This is a genomic window from Massilia niastensis DSM 21313 (assembly GCF_000382345.1).
Classification (GTDB): domain Bacteria; phylum Pseudomonadota; class Gammaproteobacteria; order Burkholderiales; family Burkholderiaceae_D; genus Telluria; species Telluria niastensis.
Genome location: NZ_KB908077.1, coordinates 52,462 through 70,691, shown reverse-complemented (window position 1 = coordinate 70,691; position 18,230 = coordinate 52,462). Strand labels below are relative to the sequence as shown.

Sequence of the window (18,230 nt, the reverse complement as noted above, 5' to 3'; positions counted from 1 at the left end):
ACAGACCTGACCCTGAATGTGTTTATTCGGCGCTCTTGAGGTCCACGCGCTCGATGGTGCGGCGCCACTCCTGCAGCGAGAGCAGGGTATCGGTCTCGGTGTCCTCGACCAGGATCTCGTCGCCGCTCTGCGCGACCAGGAAGCTCTCGCGGCGGCGCACGTCGTCGGCGCGGTTTTCCACGAACGTCAGCTGGAAGTACTTTTTGCCGTTGATCTCGCGCGGCAGCGGATCGTCCTCGATCACGGCGCCGTGGGCCTTGCCCTTCGAACGCTTCTCGATCTGCTGCGACCAGGCCTTCAGTTCGGGCAGGGCGAGCAGGGCGGTCATCGCCTGTTCCCTGGTGCGGGCCGGAGCTTGCGCGGCCGGCGCCGGAGCAGCAGCCGCGGCCGCCGGCTTGGGCGGCTCCTCGCGTTCGGCGCGCTTGCAGCCTGCGACGGCGCAGGCCAGGGCCAGCGCGACGGCCAGCAGGCGCAGGGAAGGAGAGGAGTCGGCGCGTGGGAACATGGGGTGCCTCGTGAAGTGAGGCGGACATACTAAACCATCGGTGTTTGAGCGGCAACAGATGAGGACGCCGGGCAGCCAGGCTCGCCCAAACAAAAAGCCCGCAGGGAGCGACCCTGCGGGCTTTCTTATGTCGGACAGGCGCGGTTGCCCGCGCCGGGCCATGCACGGCTATTACATCATGCCGTCCATGCCGCCCATGCCGCCCATGCCACCCATGCCGCCCATGCCGCCGGCCGGCTTGTCTTCAGCCGATTCCGAGACCATGCAGTCGGTGGTCAGCATCAGGCCGGCGATCGACGCTGCGTTCTGCAGTGCCGAGCGGGTGACCTTGGCCGGATCCAGCACGCCCATTTCGACCATGTCGCCATAGGTGCCGTTGGCGGCGTTGAAGCCGTAGTTGCCGGTGCCGGCCAGGACGGCCGCGACCACGACCGACGGCTCGTCGCCGGCGTTCTGGACGATCATGCGCAGCGGCTCTTCCATCGCGCGCAGGACGATCTTGATGCCTGCTTCCTGGTCAGGGTTGTCGCCCTTGACGTTCAGCGAAGCGCGTGCGCGCAGCAGGGCCACGCCGCCGCCCGGGACGATGCCTTCTTCAACGGCAGCGCGGGTTGCGTGCAGCGCGTCTTCCACGCGTGCCTTCTTCTCTTTCATTTCGACTTCGGTCGCAGCGCCGACGCGGATCACGGCAACACCGCCAGCCAGCTTGGCCACGCGCTCCTGCAGTTTTTCGCGGTCGTAGTCCGAGGTCGCTTCTTCGATCTGGATGCGGATCTGCTTGACGCGCGCTTCGATCGCTTCAGCCTGGCCAGCACCGTCGATGATGATGGTGTTTTCCTTGCCGACTTCGATACGCTTGGCCTGGCCCAGTTCGTTCAGCGTGACCTTTTCCAGGGTCAGGCCGACTTCTTCGGCGATCACCTGGCCACCGGTCAGGATGGCGATGTCTTCCAGCATGGCCTTGCGGCGGTCGCCGAAGCCAGGCGCCTTGACGGCGACGGTCTTCAGGATGCCACGGATGTTGTTGACCACCAGGGTCGCCAGCGCTTCGCCTTCGATGTCTTCGGCGACGATGACCAGCGGACGGCCGGCTTTGGCAACCTGCTCCAGCACCGGCAGCAGATCACGGATGTTCGAGATCTTCTTGTCGCACAGCAGGACGAACGGGTTCTCGTGAACGGCAACCTGCTTGTCCGGGTTGTTGATGAAGTACGGCGACAGGTAGCCGCGGTCGAACTGCATGCCTTCCACGATGTCCAGCTCGTCGTTCAGCGACTTGCCGTCTTCGACGGTGATGACGCCTTCCTTGCCGACCTTTTCCATCGCTTCAGCGATACGCTCGCCGATCGAGGTTTCCGAGTTGGCCGAGATCGCGCCAACCTGGGCGATTTCCTTCGAGGTGGTGGTCGGCTTGGCGATCTTCTTCAGCTCTTCGACGGTCGCTGCGACGGCCTTGTCGATGCCGCGCTTCAGGTCCATCGGGTTCATGCCGGCGGCGACGAACTTCATGCCTTCGCGGACGATTGCCTGCGCCAGGACGGTCGCGGTGGTGGTGCCGTCACCGGCGTTGTCGCTGGTCTTCGAAGCGACTTCCTTGACCATCTGCGCGCCCATGTTCATGAGCTTGTCTTTCAGTTCGATCTCTTTCGCCACCGAGACGCCGTCCTTGGTCACGGTCGGGGCGCCGAACGAGCGCTCCAGCACGACGTTGCGGCCTTTCGGGCCCAGGGTGACCTTGACTGCGTTGGCCAGGATATTGACGCCTTCAACCATCTTGGCGCGCGCTGCGTCGCCGAACACTACTTCTTTAGCTGCCATGTTGTATTTCTCCGAATGATACGTGTAAGTGGTCTAAGGGGATTACAGGGCCACGACGGCCATGATGTCTTCTTCGCGCATCACCAGCAGCTCTTCGCCGTCGACCTTGACGGCCTGGCCGGAGTATTTGCCGAACAGGACGCGGTCGCCGACCTTGACTTCCAGGGCACGGAGCTGGCCGTTGTCTTGCACTTTGCCGTTACCGACGGCGAGGACTTCGCCCTGGTCCGGCTTCTCTGCAGCTGCATCGGGGATGATCAGTCCGGACGCGGTTTTGGTTTCCTGATCGAGACGCTTCACGATTACGCGATCGTGCAGAGGACGAAGGTTCATGCAAAACTCCTTATATTTCAATGGTTTGACTATCAATCAATGCCGCCGCACCGGAAAGTGCGTCGGCTGCAAAGAGTTTGTTAGCACTCTCTACTAACGAGTGCTAATTATAGGGACGATAATTTGCCATTTCAAGCAGCAATGTTGACGACATGCCGATCTTTTTGAGCTGCCCCAAGCCAATGGCAGATTGCGCGCAAGGGATTGCGGAGGGTGGGCCATGTTTTTCCCGGCCAGGCCGTGGGCATCCGGGCAAGAGCCGGGCAGCCTACACCTGCCGGCGAATTCATGCCGCACGGATGAAACTCTCCTATGAGTGAGCAGGCGGACGCGCGATTCGGTTGACGGAAAAACCATCTCGGTCCTATAGTGTCGAATGATTTCCGAATTCCAAGACCTCTCCGACAAAATCGACCGGCTCGCCCAACTGACCCAGTCGCTGCGCGCCGAGAACTATCTGCTCCGGCAGGCCAATGCCTTGCTCAGCGCCGAGAACCTCGCGTTCAAGGAGCGCCTGATCGAAGCCCAGCGCCGCGTCGAGGCGGTGCTCGAGCAATTGCCTCCGCCTCCGGGCGAAGAGGGCGGCGAGGATGCCGACGGCGAAGGCGACGGCGAAGGCGCGGTCGCGTCCAACGAAAGCGAGGCCACCCGATGATCCATCTCGACGTCACCATCATGGGCCAGCCCTACCGCCTGGCCTGCCGCGACGGCGAGGAACGCACCCTGCGCGAAGCGGTGCATTACCTGGACGGGAAGATGTGCGCGCTGCGCGATACCGGCAAGGTCAAGGGCACGGACCGCATCGCGGTCATGGCCGCGCTGAGCGTCGCCGCCGAATTCCTGTCGGTGAAATCGCCGCAGGGCCCGCTTTCGGACATGTCGATCCTGGAAGTCAAGCAGAAACTCGAGGCCATGCATTCGGTGCTCGACCAAGCCCTGGCTCCGCAGGAAAATTTGTACTAAGGGCCAAATCCGTTTGACATGGCGGAACAAGAGAGTAAACTGCGCACTACCCTGCGGTGTTCGAGATTTGCCATATATTCCTTGAACCATTCTTACGCATAGGTTGTGGAACATGTTTGATGGGCGTGAGCGTCGCTAGTTCGACGAACCCGAAATTGATCTGACCGCGACCACCTTGAACCGCTTTGGTTCGGGATGCCGGCAAAAACGGCACAGGCGGGGCACAGATACCAGGCGGTTGCGCACTCGATACGCAACCGCTTTTTTTTTTGCGCGCGCCATTTTGGCGCGTTTGTTTTGGAGGGGCGCGATGCGCTATTGGTTGATGAAATCCGAGCCGGACGAGGTCAGCTTCGAGGACGTGCTGGCCGCGCCGGATCGGACCGTGGCCTGGTTCGGTGTGCGTAACTACCAGGCGCGCAACTTCATGCGCGATGCGATGGCGGTCGGCGACGGCATCCTGTTCTACCATTCCAGCTGCGCGGTGCCGGGCGTGGCCGGGCTGGCCGAAGTGGCCAGCGGCCCGTATCCGGATGCGACCCAGTTCGACAGCGCCAGTCCCTACTTCGACCCCAAGGCGACGCCGGAGCAGCCACGCTGGATCTCGGTCGACGTGCGCGCCACCAGGCAGGGACGCTACCTGCCGCTGTCCGAGATGCGCAGCATCGCCGCGCTCGAAGACATGGTGCTGCTGCAGAAGGGCAGCCGCCTGTCGGTCTCGCCGGTGACGCAGGGCCAGTGGGATGCGATCGTCGCGCTCGTGGCGGGCGGGGAGGCGTGATGGATGTCTCGCTGATCCTGGCCCTGCTCGCGATGGGCGCCTTCGGCGGCTTCGCGGCCGGCCTGCTCGGCATCGGCGGCGGCATGGTGCTGGTGCCCTTCATTACGATGATCTTCACGGCGCGCGGCATCGCGCCCGAGCTGGTGGTCCACATGGCGATCGCGACCTCGCTGGGCACCATCCTGTTCACGTCGCTGTCCTCGGTGCGCGCGCACCACCAGCATGGCGCGGTGCTGTGGCCGGTGGTGAAGCTGCTGGCGCCGGGCATCCTGGTCGGTTCCTGGATCGGCCCCTGGATCGGCAAGCAGATGAACACCTCGCTGCTGGCCTTCTTCTTCGGCTGCTTCGTCGCCTTCTCGGCGACCCAGATGCTGATCGGGAAAAAGCCGGCGGCGGCGCGCGAGCTGCCGCAGGCGCCGGGCATGTTCGCGATGGGCGGCTTCATCGGCATCCTGTCCGGCCTGGTCGGGGCAGGGGGCGGCTTCATCTCGGTGCCCTTCATGACCCGCTGTAATGTACGCATCCACAATGCGGTCGCCACCAGCGCGGCGCTCGGCTTCCCGATCGCGCTGTCGGGGACGCTCTCGAACATCTATTTCGGCTGGGGCGAGCCGGGCCTGCCGGCGTATTCGCTCGGCTTCATCTACCTGCCGGCGCTGGCGATCATCGTGCTGGCCAGCGTGACCATGGCGCCGCTCGGCGCGCGCACCGCGCACAAGATGCCGGTGCGGCAGCTGCAGAAGGTGTTCGCGGTGATCCTGTATGCGCTGGCGGGCTACATGTTCTGGAAGGCCTTCAATTGATCGACCTGTTGCGGGGCGGGCGACTTCCGCCTGGCGGCGGCAGGCATTTTGTTGTCATTTTAATTAATTTCCGATAGGATCTTTACTGACAATTAATCGCTTGCCGGCCGCGCAAAGTACGCGGCAGGTCATGCTGCAGCAGGCTTACTGGAGGAAGACAGATGAGCAACTGGCAGTTCAAACCCGTGGCGTTCAAGTTCCAGCTGAGCAGCTACATGACCTTGTTCAAGCTGTCGCTTCCGCTCCAGATCCGTGGAGACAAGCTGGTGAACGAAACGGTGCCGGTGGCGCTGCCGGTCGTGCCTTCCGACGAACTGGTCCCCGGCAGCCAGGGCTTCGTGATCCGCGGGCTGCCGCTGTCGGCCCCGCTGCCCATGCTGAGCCGCAATGGCGACTACCTGTGCTACGCCCAGGAGCACTACCACCACTTCCACATCGACTTCAGCATCGGCTACGAGCAGTACAAGAACAAGTTCTCGTCCAAGACGCGCTCGACGCTCAACCGCAAGCTGCGCAAGTACGCCGAACACTGCGGCGGGACGATACCGTGGAAGGCCTACCGCACGCCGGAAGAAATCAGGGAATTCTTCGCGCTGGCGCGCGATCTCTCGAAGACCACCTACCAGGATCGCGTGCTGGGCGTGGGCCTGCCGGATAACGAAGCCTTCATCGAGAACGCGCTGAAGCTGGCCGAGGCCGACCGGCTGCGCGCCTTCATCCTGTTCGACGGCGCGCGCCCGGTCTCCTACCTGTACTGCCCGGTCGATGCGGGCGTGCTGACGTTTGCGTATCTCGGCTACGACCCCGAGTACCTGCACCTGTCGGTCGGGATCGTGCTGCAGTGGCTGGCGACGGAACAGCTATTCGCCGAAAACCGCTTCCGCTTTTTCGACTTCACCGAGGGCGAGGGCGATCACAAGCGCCTGTTCGCCACCCACCAGCGCCTGTGCTGCCACCTGGTGCTGGTCAAGCGCTCGCTGCGCAACAGCGCCATCATCCGCGCGCATATCCTGATGAACCAGGTGACCGGGGAGATCGGTGACCTGATGGAGAAGCATGGGGTGAAGGCGCGCGTGAAGCGGATGATCAAGCGCCGGCGCTAGCCGATCCGACCGCATGAAAGACCTGGGGGGAAGCATGCCATCGGCATGCTTCCCCCCAGGTCCTTGTGCAGCCCGGCTTGCCTCAGGCGTGCACGGCCCGCTTCCCCGGCTGCTTGTAGGCCCACGCCAGCATGACGAGCGCCGCGACGATCATCGGCAGCGACAGCACCTGTCCCGAGGTGACCGGCAGCCCGGCCACGGTGATTTCCCAGTCCGGCACGCGGAAGTATTCGGTGGTGAAGCGCGCGCACCCGTACAGCAGGGTGAACAGGGCGCCGACGGCCAGGCGCGGGCGCGCCTTGCGGGCGAACGGCCACAGGATCAGGAACACCAGCACGCCGTCGACCAGCGCCTGGTAGAGCGGCGACGGATGGCGCGGACCTTCCACGCCCGGCCACAGCATCGCCCACGGCAGGCTGGGGTCGGCCAGGCGTCCCGGCAGTTCGGCGTTGATGAAGTTGCCGATCCGTCCCGCCGCATACCCGAGCGGCACCATCGGCGCGATGAAGTCGTAGACGTCGAGCAGGTTGCGCTTGCGCTTGCGCGCCCACAGGGCCATCGCGATCAGCACGCCGAGGAAGCCGCCATGGAAGGACATCCCGCCGCGCCACACCATGAAGATCTCGAGCGGATGCGCGAGGAAGTAGCCGAGCTGGTAGAACAGCACTTCGCCCAGGCGCCCGCCGAGGATCACGCCCAGCATCCCGTAGAACAGCATGTCGTCCAGGTCTTCGTTGGTCCAGCCCTGCGCGGCGATGTGCGGCTGGCGGATGCGCACCCGGCCCAGGATCAGGAACAGGGCGAAGGCGAGTACGTACATCAGCCCGTACCAGTGGATGTCCACCGGACCGATGGAGAACGCAATCGGGTCCGGCTGCGGATGAATCAGCATAGTCAGTCTTTCCTTAACAAGTCCAAGAAGCCCTTGAGCACCGGCGAATCGTTATCGCGTCGCCAGGCCAGTCCGGTCTCGGCCAGCGGCGTCGGGTCGGCGAGGGCACGGTATTCTACGCCCGGTCGCATCAGGTTCGACACCGATTGTGGCACAAGTGCCAGGCCCATGCCGCCGGAAACCAGGCTGACGATGGTTTGCATCTGGATCGCTTCCTGGCCGATCACCGGCGTGACCCCGGCCGCGCGGAAGCAGGCCAGGACCGCATCGTGCAGCGCCGGCGCCACCGCGCGCGGGAAGATCAGCAGCGGCAGCGGCGGCAGGTCGCGCAGCCGCACCGGGCCGCGGGCGCGCAGCGCATCCAGGCCGCCCGGCGCGCACAGCACCAGCGGTTCTTCCACGATCTTCAGGTAGTCCAGCAGGCTGTCCTGCCTGCCGGGCAGCGGCGGGATCACGAAGCCGGCATCGATGCGGCCCTGCAGCAGCTCCTCGAACTGCAGGTCCGAGGTCGCTTCCTGCAGCACCAGCCTGACCTTGGGATAGGCCGCGCTGTAGCCGCGCAGGATGGCCGGCAGCACGCTCACGCCCGCCGTGGTCACGAAGGACAGCGCCAGCCGGCCCGCCTCGCCCGAGGCCACGCGCCGCACCAGCTCCGGCAGGGCGCCGGCCTCGTCGAGGATGCGGCGCGCCTCCGGCAGCAGGGCGCTGCCGGCCGGCGTCAGGTTCACCTGGCGGCGGTTGCGCAGGAACAGCGGGGCGCCGAGCAGTTCCTCGAGCCCGGCGATGCTCTGCGACAGCGGCGGCTGGGTCATGTGCAGGCGCGCCGCCGCGCGGCCGAAGTGGAGTTCCTCGGCCACGGTGACGAAATGGCGCAGCTGGCGCAGTTCAAGGTTCATCGATATGCAGGCTGTATTGATCGGCGGCGGTGATATGCGATGCGTATCACACACGCGCGTATCTTACATTTGACGTAGCGGGAGCGGCAAGGCATCCTGACAGCTCTGCTCAGGGGGAGTTCGTCATGGCCGACCAACAGCGCTATAACCGCCGTTCCCGCAACGTCACCGAGGGCGTGGCCCGCAGTCCCAACCGCTCGATGTACTACGCGATGGGATATGAAAAGGAAGACTTCGACAAGCCGATGATCGGGGTGGCCAACGGTCACTCGACCATCACGCCCTGCAACTCGGGCCTGCAGAAGCTGGCCGACATCGCGGTCGCCACCGTCAAGGAGTGCGGCGCCAATCCCCAGGTGTTCGGCACCCCGACCATTTCCGACGGCATGTCGATGGGCACCGAGGGCATGAAGTTCTCCCTGATCTCGCGCGAAGTGATCGCCGACTGCATCGAGACCTGCGTCAACGGCCAGTGGATGGATGGCGTGGTCGTGATCGGCGGCTGCGACAAGAACATGCCGGGCGGGATGATCGCACTGGCGCGCGTCAACGTGCCGGGCATCTACGTCTACGGCGGCACCATCAAGCCCGGCCACTGGAAGGGCAAGGACCTGACCATCGTCTCGGCCTTCGAGGCGGTGGGCGAGTTCACCGCCGGCCGCATGAGCCAGGAGGATTTCGACGGCATCGAGCGCAACGCCTGTCCGTCGTCGGGTTCGTGCGGCGGCATGTACACCGCGAACACGATGTCGTCCTCGTTCGAGGCGCTCGGCATGTCGCTGCTGTACTCGTCGACCATGGCCAATCCGGACGACGAGAAGGTCGGCTCGGCGGCGCAGTCGGCGCGCGTGCTGGTCGAGGCGGTCAAGCGCGACCTCAAGCCGCGCGACATCATCACCCGCGAGTCGATCGAGAACGCGGTGGCCTTGATCATGGCCACCGGCGGTTCCACCAACGCGGTGCTGCACTACCTGGCGATCGCCCATGCCGCCGAAGTCGAATGGACCCTGGACGACTTCGAGCGGGTGCGCCGCAAGGTGCCGGTGATCTGCAACCTCAAGCCCTCGGGCGAGTACGTGGCGACCGACCTGCACCAGGCGGGCGGCATCCCGCAGGTGATGAAGCTGCTGCTCGACGCCGGCCTGCTGCACGGCGACTGCATCACCATCACCGGCCGCACCCTGGCCGAGGAACTCGCCCATGTGCCGTCCACGCCGAAGGCAGGACAGGACGTGATCCGCCCGCTCGACCGGGCGCTGTACCAGGAGGGCCACCTGGCGATCCTGAAGGGCAACCTCGCGCCGGAGGGTTCGGTGGCCAAGATCACCGGCCTGAAGAACCCGGCCATCACGGGACCGGCGCGCGTGTTCGACGACGAGCAGTCGGCGATGGGCGTGATCCTGGCGAACGGCATCCAGCCGGGCGACGTGCTGGTGCTGCGCTACCTCGGACCGAAGGGCGGGCCGGGCATGCCCGAGATGCTGGCGCCCACCTCCGCGCTGATCGGCAAGGGCCTGGGCGAATCGGTCGGCCTGATCACCGACGGCCGCTTCTCGGGCGGCACCTGGGGCATGGTGGTCGGCCACGTGGCGCCGGAAGCCTGGGAGGGCGGGACCATCGCGCTGGTGCGGGAAGGCGATTCGGTGACGATCGATGCGCACCGGCTGCTGATCCAGCTGAACGTGCCGGAAGAAGAGCTGGCCCGGCGCCGCGCGGCCTGGGTGCGTCCGGCGCCGCGCTATACGCGCGGGGTGCTGGCCAAGTTCGCGGCCTTGACCTCGAGCGCCAGCAAGGGTGCGGTCACCGACTAAGTCAGATTCACCAATAAAGTAAAACGGCGGGGCAAGCCCCGCCGTTCTCATTTGCGCTTGCCGAGCGTGCGCCTGACGCGCGCATCGCGGCGCTTGTCCTGCTCGGCGTGTTCCTTCTTCTTGTCCAGTCCGAGCATCTTCTCGATGAATTCGAACCAGATGAAGGCCGCCACCATCAGGCCGACGATGGTCCACCACGACAGCTCGGCAAAGCGCCAGACTTCCAAGCCGCGCAGCACGACCAGGGCCAGGATCAACAGGATCAAGGGCATAAAAAATTCCTCCAGGCATGCATATTACAAAAAACAGATGTGGCCTGGAGATTAGTTGTGTTTCCTGTTGTCAAGTCAACCATGGACGTTGCTCTATCGTTACAGAGTGTATCGGTTGGTGGAGGACGGGGGAAATACCGGTAGAATCTGTTCCATGTTTAACCTGGAGAAATAAATGAAACGCTCCCTGTTGTTGTGTGTTGTGTTGTCGACCCTCGCGTCCACCAGCGCGTTCGCACAAGTCGACCTGGCGAAAGCCAAGAACTGCATGGCCTGCCATGCGGTGGCGAACAAGCTGGTCGGTCCTTCCTACAAGGACGTTGCAGCCAAGTACGATGGCCAGAAAGGCGCTGAAGACAAATTGGTGCAAAAGGTCATGAAGGGTGGCGCAGGTGTCTGGGGTCCGGTGCCGATGCCGGCCAATCCCCAGGTGAGCGAAGCGGAAGCACGCAGCCTGGTCAAATGGGTGCTGGCGACGAAGTAATCGCCCCCCTTCGACGAACGAAGCGCGCCTGCGTGAGCATGGCGCGCTTTTTCGTTTCCGGCCTTGCCGGGCGCCGCCTTAGCGGATCACGTCCATGCGGGTGCGCTTGCCGCCCTTGTAGGTGTACAGGGTCAGGGCGCCGTTCTGGATGTCGCCGAACTGGTCGAACTGGATGGTGCCGGTCACGCCCTCGTACTTGATCTTCTTCAGCTCCGGCAGGTACTTGGCCGGATCGGCGGATTTGGCGTTCTGCATCGCGGCCGCCATCACCATCACCGAGTCGTACACATACGGCGCATACAGCTGCACCTCGACGCCGGTCTTCTGCTTGAAGCGGGCCCGGAAGTCGGTCATGGCCTTTTCCTGCGCGCCCTTGACGCCGCCCGCTTCGGCGCAGATCACCTTGTCTTCGCCCACGGCGTCGCCCGCCAGGCGTCCCAGCGCCTCGGTGCACACGCCGTCGCCGCCCATGAACCTGGCGTTGATGCCGAGCGCCTTCATCTGCTTGAGCATCGGGCCGCCCACCGAGTCCATGCCGCCGAAGAACACCAGGTCGGGCTTCTTGGCGCGGATCGAGGTCAGGATCGCGGTGTAGTCGGTGGCGGTGGCGCTGGTGAATTCCTTGCCCACGATGCGCACGCCCGGACCCTTGGCGCCCTTGGCGAATTCGGCGGCCACGCCCTGGCCGTAGGTGGTGCGGTCGTCGATGATGGCGATGTTCTTGACCTTCAGGGTCTCGACCGCATACTTGCCCAGCGTGCCGCCCAGCTTGGCGTCGTTGGCGACCACCCGGAACGCGCCCGCGAAGCCCTGCTTGGTGTACTGGGTCGCGGTGGTGGCCGGGGAGATCTGGACCAGGCCGGCGTCGTGGTAGATCTTCGAGGCCGGCACCGAGGTGCCCGAATTCAGGTGGCCGACGATGCCGTTGACCTTGGCGTCGACCAGTTTCTGGGCCACGGCCGTGCCCTGTTTCGGATCGCTGGCGTCGTCCTCCGCCAGCAGCTGCAGCTTGACCTTCTGGCCGTTGATGGTGAAGCCCTTGGCGTTGAGCTCGTCAATCGCCATGCGCGCCGCGTTCTCGTTGTCCTTGCCGAGGTGCGAGTTCGGGCCGGAGACGGGACCCACGTGGCCGATCTTGACGACCTGCTGGGCGCTGGCGCTGCCGGCGAACGCCATCGCGATGGCAAGGGGGATGAGCTTGGTGCTGACCTGCATGTATTTTCTCCAGAAGTGAGAACTTTGCGTGGCCACGGTCGTGGCAAATCGGAAATTACACTGTAAAAGGTACAACAATTTCCGGTCATCGCAAAGGAGAAAAAGCAGGCGCAGGTGGCGCTAGCGGATGATCCGCAGTTTTGCCACACCCTTGAGCGCCTTGCCCAGGTCTTCGCTCCCGGCCTCGGCTTGGGCGGCCAGGTAGCCGCGCGCATACGAGGCCTGGCGCGGTATCTGGCCGCGGCCGCCCGTGAGTTCGTCGAGCAGCTGCCCGGCGACCGCCATGTCGTTCAGCGCACCGAGCCGGTCCTGGAGCTTGGACAAACGGCTGATGTAGCGCCTGGTCCGCTTGCCTGGCATCAGGTCATGGAAGAACTCGGCCGCATAGCGCGCCTTCTTGGCCGCGATGCGCACGCGATGGCGCATCGGCGCATCCGCCGGGTCGAGCGCCTTGATGCGCCTGGCGAGGCGTTTCTCGGCCTTGCGCAGCAGCGGCCGGGCGCCGCGCAGCGCACGTTCGGCCAGCGGCGCACCCTTGGGCAGCGCGTCGACGCCGCGCCATTGGCGGCCGCGCAGCCAGCCGTTCAGCTGCAGCATCAACTGGGTATGGCGCGGCGCATGCAGGGTCTGCAGCATTTTCCCGTGCAGCGCATTCGCCTTGTCGTGCGCGGCCTGGCGCAGCGCCGCCGGATCGATGCCGTGGATGCGATCGAGCGTGGTGTCGGCCAGCACGTCCCAGTCGCGGGCCGCGCCCAGTTCTCCCGCCAGCCAGTCGAGGCCTTCGCGGATCTCGGCTGGCGCTGCGGCCAGTTCTTCGAACATGTCGGCCAGCGCGCGCAGGCGGCGCAGGCCGACGCGCATCTGGTGCAGGCTTTCGACGTCCTTGCGCAGCACGCCCGCCACGTTGGCCTCGATCTGGCGCAGGCAGTTCAGGCCGATGCACTGGAACGCGTCCTCCAGGGTCATGTCGCGGCCCAGGCGTACCGGTGTGGCCTTGACGGCGCGCAGCGGCGCGTCCTCGAGCATCGCGTAGCCGCGCGCGGCCTTGCTGTCGTTGCTCATCTCCAGCGGAATGTCCCGGTGCAGGTCCAGCGCCAGTTCGAACAGCTCGGCCGGGTCGCCGCGCTTGAGTTCCAGTTCGAGTTCGGAAATCTCCGTGTGGCGGTCGCCGCAGGCGAGGTCGCCCGCATCCAGCGCGCAGGCGAGCTGGCGGCCGTCGGCCAGCGGGATGTCCCAGCTGGTGCGGCGGGTGCTGCTGCGGAACACCGGCTGCAGGCGCTGCGCGATGCCGGGCGCGGTCAGCACATCGGCCAGCCTGCCGTCCCTGACCTGGCGCGCCAGCAGCCCGGGCCGGGGCTGGCCGTCGGGCAAGGCCGATTCCCATTCGCCGCGCTGGTCCAGGCCGCAGAAGCGTGCGCCGGCCGTTTTCGCGGTCTGCACCCAGGTATCGTTGTCATTGCGGACCCGCAAGCTCAGGCCATGCTTCCACAGCTCGCGTTCGGGAGTGTCGTAGTAGGTGTCGGTCAGGTGGTGTTCGCGCGGCGCGCCCTGCGAGCGCTCGCTCAGCACCGGGTGGCTGCGCATGCGTTCCAGGGCGGCGGGTGGAACCTTGAGTTTGAGTTCGGTTTCCATGCTCGGTCCTTTCATGCGTAGTGGACCACAGCCGCGCGTTCGGCGGCGCATGGATGGGCTGTACGGCGAACGCCATCAGCAAAAGCGCCGGTACGCCCGGTCGCGGAAATACTTCGCCAGGGTCTCGGCCGACGCGCCGGTGTCGCACAGCGCGATGTGGTTGTCGGGGCGTACCAGGTAGAGGGCATTGCGCGTGAACCCGGCAGCCTCGTGTCCCTGGCCCCAGTCGAAGACGCGCAGCGGCATGCCATGCCGGGTGCACCAGTCGCCCAGCGCGTCGTTCGGCGTGCCGTAGACCTGCACCTGCCAGTCGATCTTCGGCAGCGGTGCATGGTTGTCGCGGCCGTCCTGGACCGCCCAGGGCAGGCGGTCGCCGCCCTTGAGCGCGCCGGCCGCGCCCGCGCTCAGCCAGCTGTCATGGTAGTTGATCGTGATCTGCGAAATGATCCGGAAGATCAGCTCGCGCATCGTGTCGATGCTGTAGGCGGCGCTGGCGAAGATCGGCGCGATGCGGGTGCGCATGAAGTCCGCGAACGTCCCTTCGGCCGTGACGAAGGTGAACAGGCGGTCGGTGGTGTCGACCAGCTTGTGCGCGAACGCCAGGCGCTCGGCCTCGTAGCTGTCCAGCAGGCTTTGCGGCGCCTCGTGGCGCACCGCGGCGGCCAGCTTCCAGGCGAGATTGATGGCGTCGCCGATCCCGGTGTTCATCCCCTGGCCGCCGGCCGGGCTGTGGACGTGGGCGGCGTCGCCGAGCAGGAAGGCGCGGCCGTACCGGTAGTGGTCGGTCACCCGGTGGTGCACGCGGTAGGTCGAGAACCAGTGGACCTGCTCGACCCGCAGCCCCAGGCTTTCCAGCGCGCGGTGGCTGACATCCTCGAAGCTGAGCTGGCCGGCGGCGTCCGCACGCTCCTCGCGCACGGTGCCGATCAGGCGGCAGCGCCCCGTATCGGTATACGGCAGCAGGATCACGAAGTCGGCGGTTTCCAGCGACAGGTGGACTTCGCCTTCCGCCGCCTTGCCGCGCGCCTCGACGTCGGCGACGTAGAACAGGCGGTCGTAGGTGCCGCCGGTGAAGCTGCCGCCCAGCAGGTGGCGGACCGCCGAGTGCGCGCCGTCGCAGCCGGCCAGGTAGGTGGCCGTGCATTGTTTCTCCGTACCGTCGGCCTTGCGCAGGCGCACCGTGACCTCGCATTCATGCTCCTCGAAGCCGACCAGCTCGGTCTCGCGCTGGACCGTCACACCCATCTCTTCCAGCTTGCGGACCAGCACTTCTTCGTGCCTGTCCTGCGGATAGACCAGGATGAAGGGGTAGGGGGTGTAGCGGGCGCCGGCCAGTTGCAGCGACAGGTGGGCCTTGTGCTTGCCCTTGGCCCACAGGTTGATGGCCTGGTTCGGCTTGCCTGCCGCAACGATCTCGTCAGCAAGGCCGATCTGGCGGTAGAGTTCCAGGATGCGCGCCTGGACCGCCATGGCGCGCGACGTGGTTCCCGGAGCGGCGGTCTTGTCGACGATCCCGACCTTGACGCCCTGGTGGGCCAGGTACAGCGCCAGTACCATGCCGGTCGGGCCCGAACCCGCGATGAATACGTCGTAGTGATCCATGTCTCCCCCTGGCTTTCCCTGTGAAGAGATGCCGGTGCGGGAGACATGTTCCCGGCTGGGCTTACTCCACAGACAAAGTCAGGTCGCGCCCTTCGAGTGCGACCTGGCCTGCATAGTCGGCTGCATGTATGCGCAGGATATAGTTCCCTGGCTCCAACGCTCCCACCTGCCAGCTGCCGGCCTCGACTTCGCCATCGCGCAGGCGGTTGTTAACAGCATAGGCGAATTGCGTCGACTTGCTACCGTAGACTGTGATGCCGCTGCTGGGCGCATAGACGAGCTTGACCGCGTCGGGATTGCGCGGCAAGCGGTCGTACACCTGGGTAATCAGGGGCTGTTCGAAGCCGGGCAAGGGCGTGCCGTCCGCGCGCAGCAGCTGGTAGCCCAGCTTGTACAGGCCGAGGCGGCGCCGCGCCAGGTTGCCGTCCACCTGGTCGTAGGCGTTCACCACGATGCTGACCTGGCCGAGGCTGCGCGGCACGCGCAGCGGCTGCCCTTTTTTCGCGGCGATGCGCTGGTCGGCGCTGTCGTACAGGGCGATGCTCTGGATGCGCGGCGCCACGGTGTCGGTGAAGCCGACGAAGGGGAGGGTCAGCGGATTGACGACGGTCCCGCCCTGGTAGTAGTCGAGGTGGACGTGGGCCATCGCATTGATGGTGCCGAGCGCGTCGCCCACGGCGAAGCGGGTCCCGCGCGGCACGCGCACGCGTTCCGCCTTGCCGCGCGCATCCGCCAGGACCTGGAAGCGCGGGTCGAGCGGCTTGCCCTGCGGGTCGCGGCCGACGCGCATGTGGATGTAGGAGAGCGGTCCCACGCTCAGGCCCTCGCTGAGCGAGCCGAAACCCCAGTTGGCGTAGGGGTCGCTCACCTTCGACGGGAACACCGCCAGCACCTTCGCGCCGACGTCGGCGCGCACGTCCAGGCCGGCGTGGAAGTGGTCGCGGCTGTCGCCGTTCCAGGCGCCGCGCACCTCGCCCATCACGCCGACGACTTCGTGCGCCATGTCCTGCGGGCCGACCGGCCAGGGCATCGGTTCCTTGCGCCGCACCATGGACGGCAGCGGGCGCGCCGGCGCCGCCTCGCCCGCGCGCGGCTGCGCCAGGCGGTGCAGGCGGTAGCCGCTGGCGTCGCTCACCACCAGGCTGCCGTCGCGGGACACCGCGATCCCGCGCGGGCCGTACAGCTGCACCGTGCCGTCGTCGCCGAAGCCGCCGGCCGCCGCCGGCCGGTCGGCGTCGAGCAGGGCCCGGTATTCGCCGCTCGGCGCCAGTTGGAGGATGCGCCCGCCCGAGCTGGCCGCGATGTACAGGTAGCCGTCGCGCGTCAGCGCCAGCCCGACCGGGCGGCGCAGCACCGCACGGCGCTCGCCTTCCGGCGGGATGGCCTGGGTCGTCACGACGCCATCCGGGCCGATGCGGCGGATGGCATGGTTGCCGGTGTCGGCGACGAACAGGGTGCCGTCGAGGGCCACGGCGATGGCGCTCGGCGTATCGAAAGCGGCCAGTGCGCCCGGACCATCCAGCATGCCCGGCCGGTCGCCGCCGGCGATGGTGCTCACGCTGCCATCCTTGCCGATGCGCCGGATGCGGTCGTTATAGGTGTCGGCCACGTACACGACGCCGGTGGCGTCGACCGCGATCCCGACCGGGCCGTTGAACAGCGCCGCGCGGCCCACGCCATCGAGGTGGCCCGGCGTGCCGCTGCCGGCCAGGGTGGTGACGGTGCCGTCCGGCGTCACCTTGCGGATCGCATGGTTGCCGGTGTCGGCCACGTACAGGTTGCCCTCGTGGTCGAGCGCCAGCGCGGACGGGGTGTGGAAGGCGGCTGCCGCCCCCTGGCCGTCGGCGAAGCCCTCGCGGCCGCCGGCCAGGGTGGCCACCGTGCCGTCGGGGGCGATGCTGCGGATCCGGTTGCTGTCGCCGCCATCGGCCACATAGACCTTGCCGCGCGGGTCGAGCGCCACGCCATAGGGATCGCTGAAGCGGCTGGCGGCGGCGGGGCCGTCGGCGGTGCCGGGCAGGCCGTCGCCGGCCAGCAGGGTCACGCGCGCCGGCCAGAACGGCGTGGTCGCGGCGACGGCCGGCGTGAGCACGGCCGGCCCGCCGGACTCTGGAGCGATGAAGTCGGTGAAGTACAGGGCCGTGCCCACGGCCAGGATGCCGGCGCCTGCGAGCGCCGCGATGAGGGTCTTTCGGTTCACTGAAGCAGCCGGATGATGTGATCGGGCCGCAATCTTAGCCGATGAGCGGGGAAGCTGCCGCCAGCGAGGGCGTCGCGCGGCTATTTGCCCAGCGCTTGCAGGTGCGCGATCTCCTGCGCCACCGCCTGCGTCACCACCTGCTCGATGGTCAGCTGCAGGCTGGCGCGGATGCCGGCGCTGAAGTCGTCCAGCGCCGCCTGCACCGCATCCGCGATGTCTTCGCGCAGGCGCTGCTCGAGCACGAAGTCGACCCGGCCCTGCAGCTGCTGCAGGATGCGTTCGGTCACGCGCCTTTCCAGCACGCCCCATTCCTCGCCGCTCCAGCGCTCGATCGCGCGCCGCTCCAGCTGTTCGGGGGTCTCGGCCGGCGCCGGCGCGGCCGTGTCGTGCACGGTCTCCGTCAATACCGGCGGCTCGCCGACGACTTCCGTCAGGACCGGGATGCTCGTATCGAAACCGGGTGGCTGGATCATGACTGTCCTGCGACGAAGTGGGTCAGGGGATAGGACTGCTTCTTGTAGGCGACGTAGCGCTTGCGGCCTTCGGCGGCATCCGCTTCGTCCGTGGAGATGATCTCGAACACGCGCGCGAACTGGGCGAAGTTGGCGGGCGTGCGGCGCGTCAGGTTGACCAGCATCTCGTGGTGCGGCAGCGCGGCCCCTTCGTCGGCGGTGACGATGACCGGCGTCTGCGGCGCCAGCGGATCGCCGGCCAGCACGTGCGGCACGAAGTCGGTGTCCGACAGGGTCCACAGCGCCGCGTTCAGGGCCTCGGCCTGTTCCGCGTTCTCGGCCAGCACCACCACCTTGGCGCGCGAGGCATAGGCCTTGCGCGCCAGGCGGCAGGCATAGGCCAGCTTGTCGGGGATATTGGTATGGAAGTCGATGCGGGTCATGGCGTGGATGGAAAAAAGGAGGAAC

19 protein-coding genes and 1 other RNA gene are annotated in these 18,230 nt (G+C 66.3%); 8 read left to right on the top strand and 12 right to left on the bottom strand.

Features of this window, described 5'->3' with window-relative positions; all coding sequences use genetic code 11:
- Positions 1-22: 22 nt before the first annotated feature.
- The 3 genes from H162_RS0101630 to groES all read right to left on the bottom strand — a co-directional run bounded on the left by H162_RS0101630 (position 23) and on the right by groES (position 2,656).
- The gene (locus H162_RS0101630; RefSeq protein WP_020651699.1) at positions 23-505 is read right to left on the bottom strand and encodes a hypothetical protein; all 483 of its coding nucleotides are present in this window, start codon (positions 503-505) and stop codon (positions 23-25) included.
- A 171-nt stretch (positions 506-676) separates the two neighbouring features.
- The gene (gene groL / locus H162_RS0101625) at positions 677-2,323 is read right to left on the bottom strand and encodes a chaperonin GroEL (RefSeq protein WP_026354109.1); all 1,647 of its coding nucleotides are present in this window, start codon (positions 2,321-2,323) and stop codon (positions 677-679) included.
- A gap of 42 nt (positions 2,324-2,365) precedes the next feature.
- Entirely contained in the window at positions 2,366-2,656 is a 291-nt protein-coding gene (groES, locus tag H162_RS0101620) for a co-chaperone GroES (protein WP_026354108.1), read from the bottom strand.
- A 376-nt stretch (positions 2,657-3,032) separates the two neighbouring features.
- On the opposite strand from groES, the gene H162_RS0101615 reads away from it, so the two are divergent.
- From H162_RS0101615 to H162_RS0101595, 6 genes are all read left to right on the top strand, one after another.
- A complete protein-coding gene (locus H162_RS0101615) occupies positions 3,033-3,311 on the top strand; it encodes a hypothetical protein (protein ID WP_020651696.1) in 279 nt (92 codons plus the stop codon).
- Positions 3,308-3,619, top strand: coding sequence for a cell division protein ZapA (locus H162_RS0101610; RefSeq protein ID WP_020651695.1), 312 nt, complete (start codon positions 3,308-3,310; stop codon positions 3,617-3,619). Before H162_RS0101615 ends, H162_RS0101610 begins: the two co-directional genes overlap by 4 nt.
- A gap of 45 nt (positions 3,620-3,664) precedes the next feature.
- Positions 3,665-3,846: non-coding RNA, 6S RNA (gene ssrS / locus H162_RS33030), on the top strand.
- Between the two features lie 83 nt (positions 3,847-3,929).
- Positions 3,930-4,400, top strand: a complete 471-nt coding sequence (locus tag H162_RS0101605; RefSeq protein WP_020651694.1) for an EVE domain-containing protein — start codon at positions 3,930-3,932, stop codon at positions 4,398-4,400.
- Positions 4,400-5,203, top strand: coding sequence for a sulfite exporter TauE/SafE family protein (locus tag H162_RS0101600; RefSeq protein ID WP_020651693.1), 804 nt, complete (start codon positions 4,400-4,402; stop codon positions 5,201-5,203). Before H162_RS0101605 ends, H162_RS0101600 begins: the two co-directional genes overlap by 1 nt.
- A gap of 161 nt (positions 5,204-5,364) precedes the next feature.
- The gene (locus tag H162_RS0101595; RefSeq protein WP_020651692.1) at positions 5,365-6,306 is read left to right on the top strand and encodes a GNAT family N-acetyltransferase; all 942 of its coding nucleotides are present in this window, start codon (positions 5,365-5,367) and stop codon (positions 6,304-6,306) included.
- Between the two features lie 82 nt (positions 6,307-6,388).
- On the opposite strand, the gene lgt is transcribed toward H162_RS0101595, so the two are convergent.
- Together lgt and H162_RS0101585 are read right to left on the bottom strand one after the other, a co-directional pair.
- Entirely contained in the window at positions 6,389-7,198 is an 810-nt protein-coding gene (gene lgt / locus H162_RS0101590) for a prolipoprotein diacylglyceryl transferase (RefSeq protein WP_020651691.1), read from the bottom strand.
- A gap of 2 nt (positions 7,199-7,200) precedes the next feature.
- Complete coding sequence (locus H162_RS0101585) at positions 7,201-8,094, bottom strand: LysR family transcriptional regulator (RefSeq protein ID WP_020651690.1); 894 nt, start codon at positions 8,092-8,094, stop codon at positions 7,201-7,203.
- Positions 8,095-8,219: 125 nt separating this feature from the next.
- Here H162_RS0101585 and ilvD point away from each other — a divergent pair, with 125 nt between their 5' ends.
- Positions 8,220-9,905: a dihydroxy-acid dehydratase gene (gene ilvD / locus H162_RS0101580; RefSeq protein WP_020651689.1), complete on the top strand. Its 1,686-nt coding sequence runs from the start codon at positions 8,220-8,222 to the stop codon at positions 9,903-9,905.
- Between the two features lie 47 nt (positions 9,906-9,952).
- Here the strand turns inward: ilvD and H162_RS0101575 are convergent, their stop codons facing one another.
- Positions 9,953-10,177, bottom strand: a complete 225-nt coding sequence (locus H162_RS0101575) for a TIGR04438 family Trp-rich protein (RefSeq protein WP_020651688.1) — start codon at positions 10,175-10,177, stop codon at positions 9,953-9,955.
- 175 nt (positions 10,178-10,352) lie between these two features.
- Between H162_RS0101575 and H162_RS0101570 the strand changes: the two genes are divergently transcribed.
- Positions 10,353-10,661, top strand: a complete 309-nt coding sequence (locus tag H162_RS0101570) for a c-type cytochrome (protein WP_026354107.1) — start codon at positions 10,353-10,355, stop codon at positions 10,659-10,661.
- A gap of 78 nt (positions 10,662-10,739) precedes the next feature.
- On the opposite strand, the gene H162_RS0101565 is transcribed toward H162_RS0101570, so the two are convergent.
- The 6 genes from H162_RS0101565 to H162_RS0101540 form a co-directional block, all read right to left on the bottom strand.
- The gene (locus H162_RS0101565; RefSeq protein WP_020651686.1) at positions 10,740-11,876 is read right to left on the bottom strand and encodes a branched-chain amino acid ABC transporter substrate-binding protein; all 1,137 of its coding nucleotides are present in this window, start codon (positions 11,874-11,876) and stop codon (positions 10,740-10,742) included.
- Between the two features lie 120 nt (positions 11,877-11,996).
- On the bottom strand, positions 11,997-13,508 hold the full coding sequence (locus tag H162_RS29875) for a CYTH and CHAD domain-containing protein (RefSeq protein ID WP_020651685.1): 1,512 nt from the start codon (positions 13,506-13,508) through the stop codon (positions 11,997-11,999).
- A gap of 75 nt (positions 13,509-13,583) precedes the next feature.
- Positions 13,584-15,110, bottom strand: coding sequence for an FAD-dependent monooxygenase (locus H162_RS0101555; RefSeq protein ID WP_020651684.1), 1,527 nt, complete (start codon positions 15,108-15,110; stop codon positions 13,584-13,586).
- Between the two features lie 61 nt (positions 15,111-15,171).
- Positions 15,172-17,310, bottom strand: coding sequence for an NHL repeat-containing protein (locus tag H162_RS0101550; RefSeq protein ID WP_020651683.1), 2,139 nt, complete (start codon positions 17,308-17,310; stop codon positions 15,172-15,174).
- An 80-nt stretch (positions 17,311-17,390) separates the two neighbouring features.
- Entirely contained in the window at positions 17,391-17,783 is a 393-nt protein-coding gene (locus tag H162_RS0101545) for a DUF2486 family protein (protein ID WP_020651682.1), read from the bottom strand.
- Positions 17,780-18,205 (bottom strand): DNA polymerase III subunit chi, encoded by a 426-nt coding sequence (locus H162_RS0101540; RefSeq protein ID WP_020651681.1) that lies wholly within the window; start codon positions 18,203-18,205, stop codon positions 17,780-17,782. Before H162_RS0101540 ends, H162_RS0101545 begins: the two co-directional genes overlap by 4 nt.
- Positions 18,206-18,230: the final 25 nt, after the last annotated feature.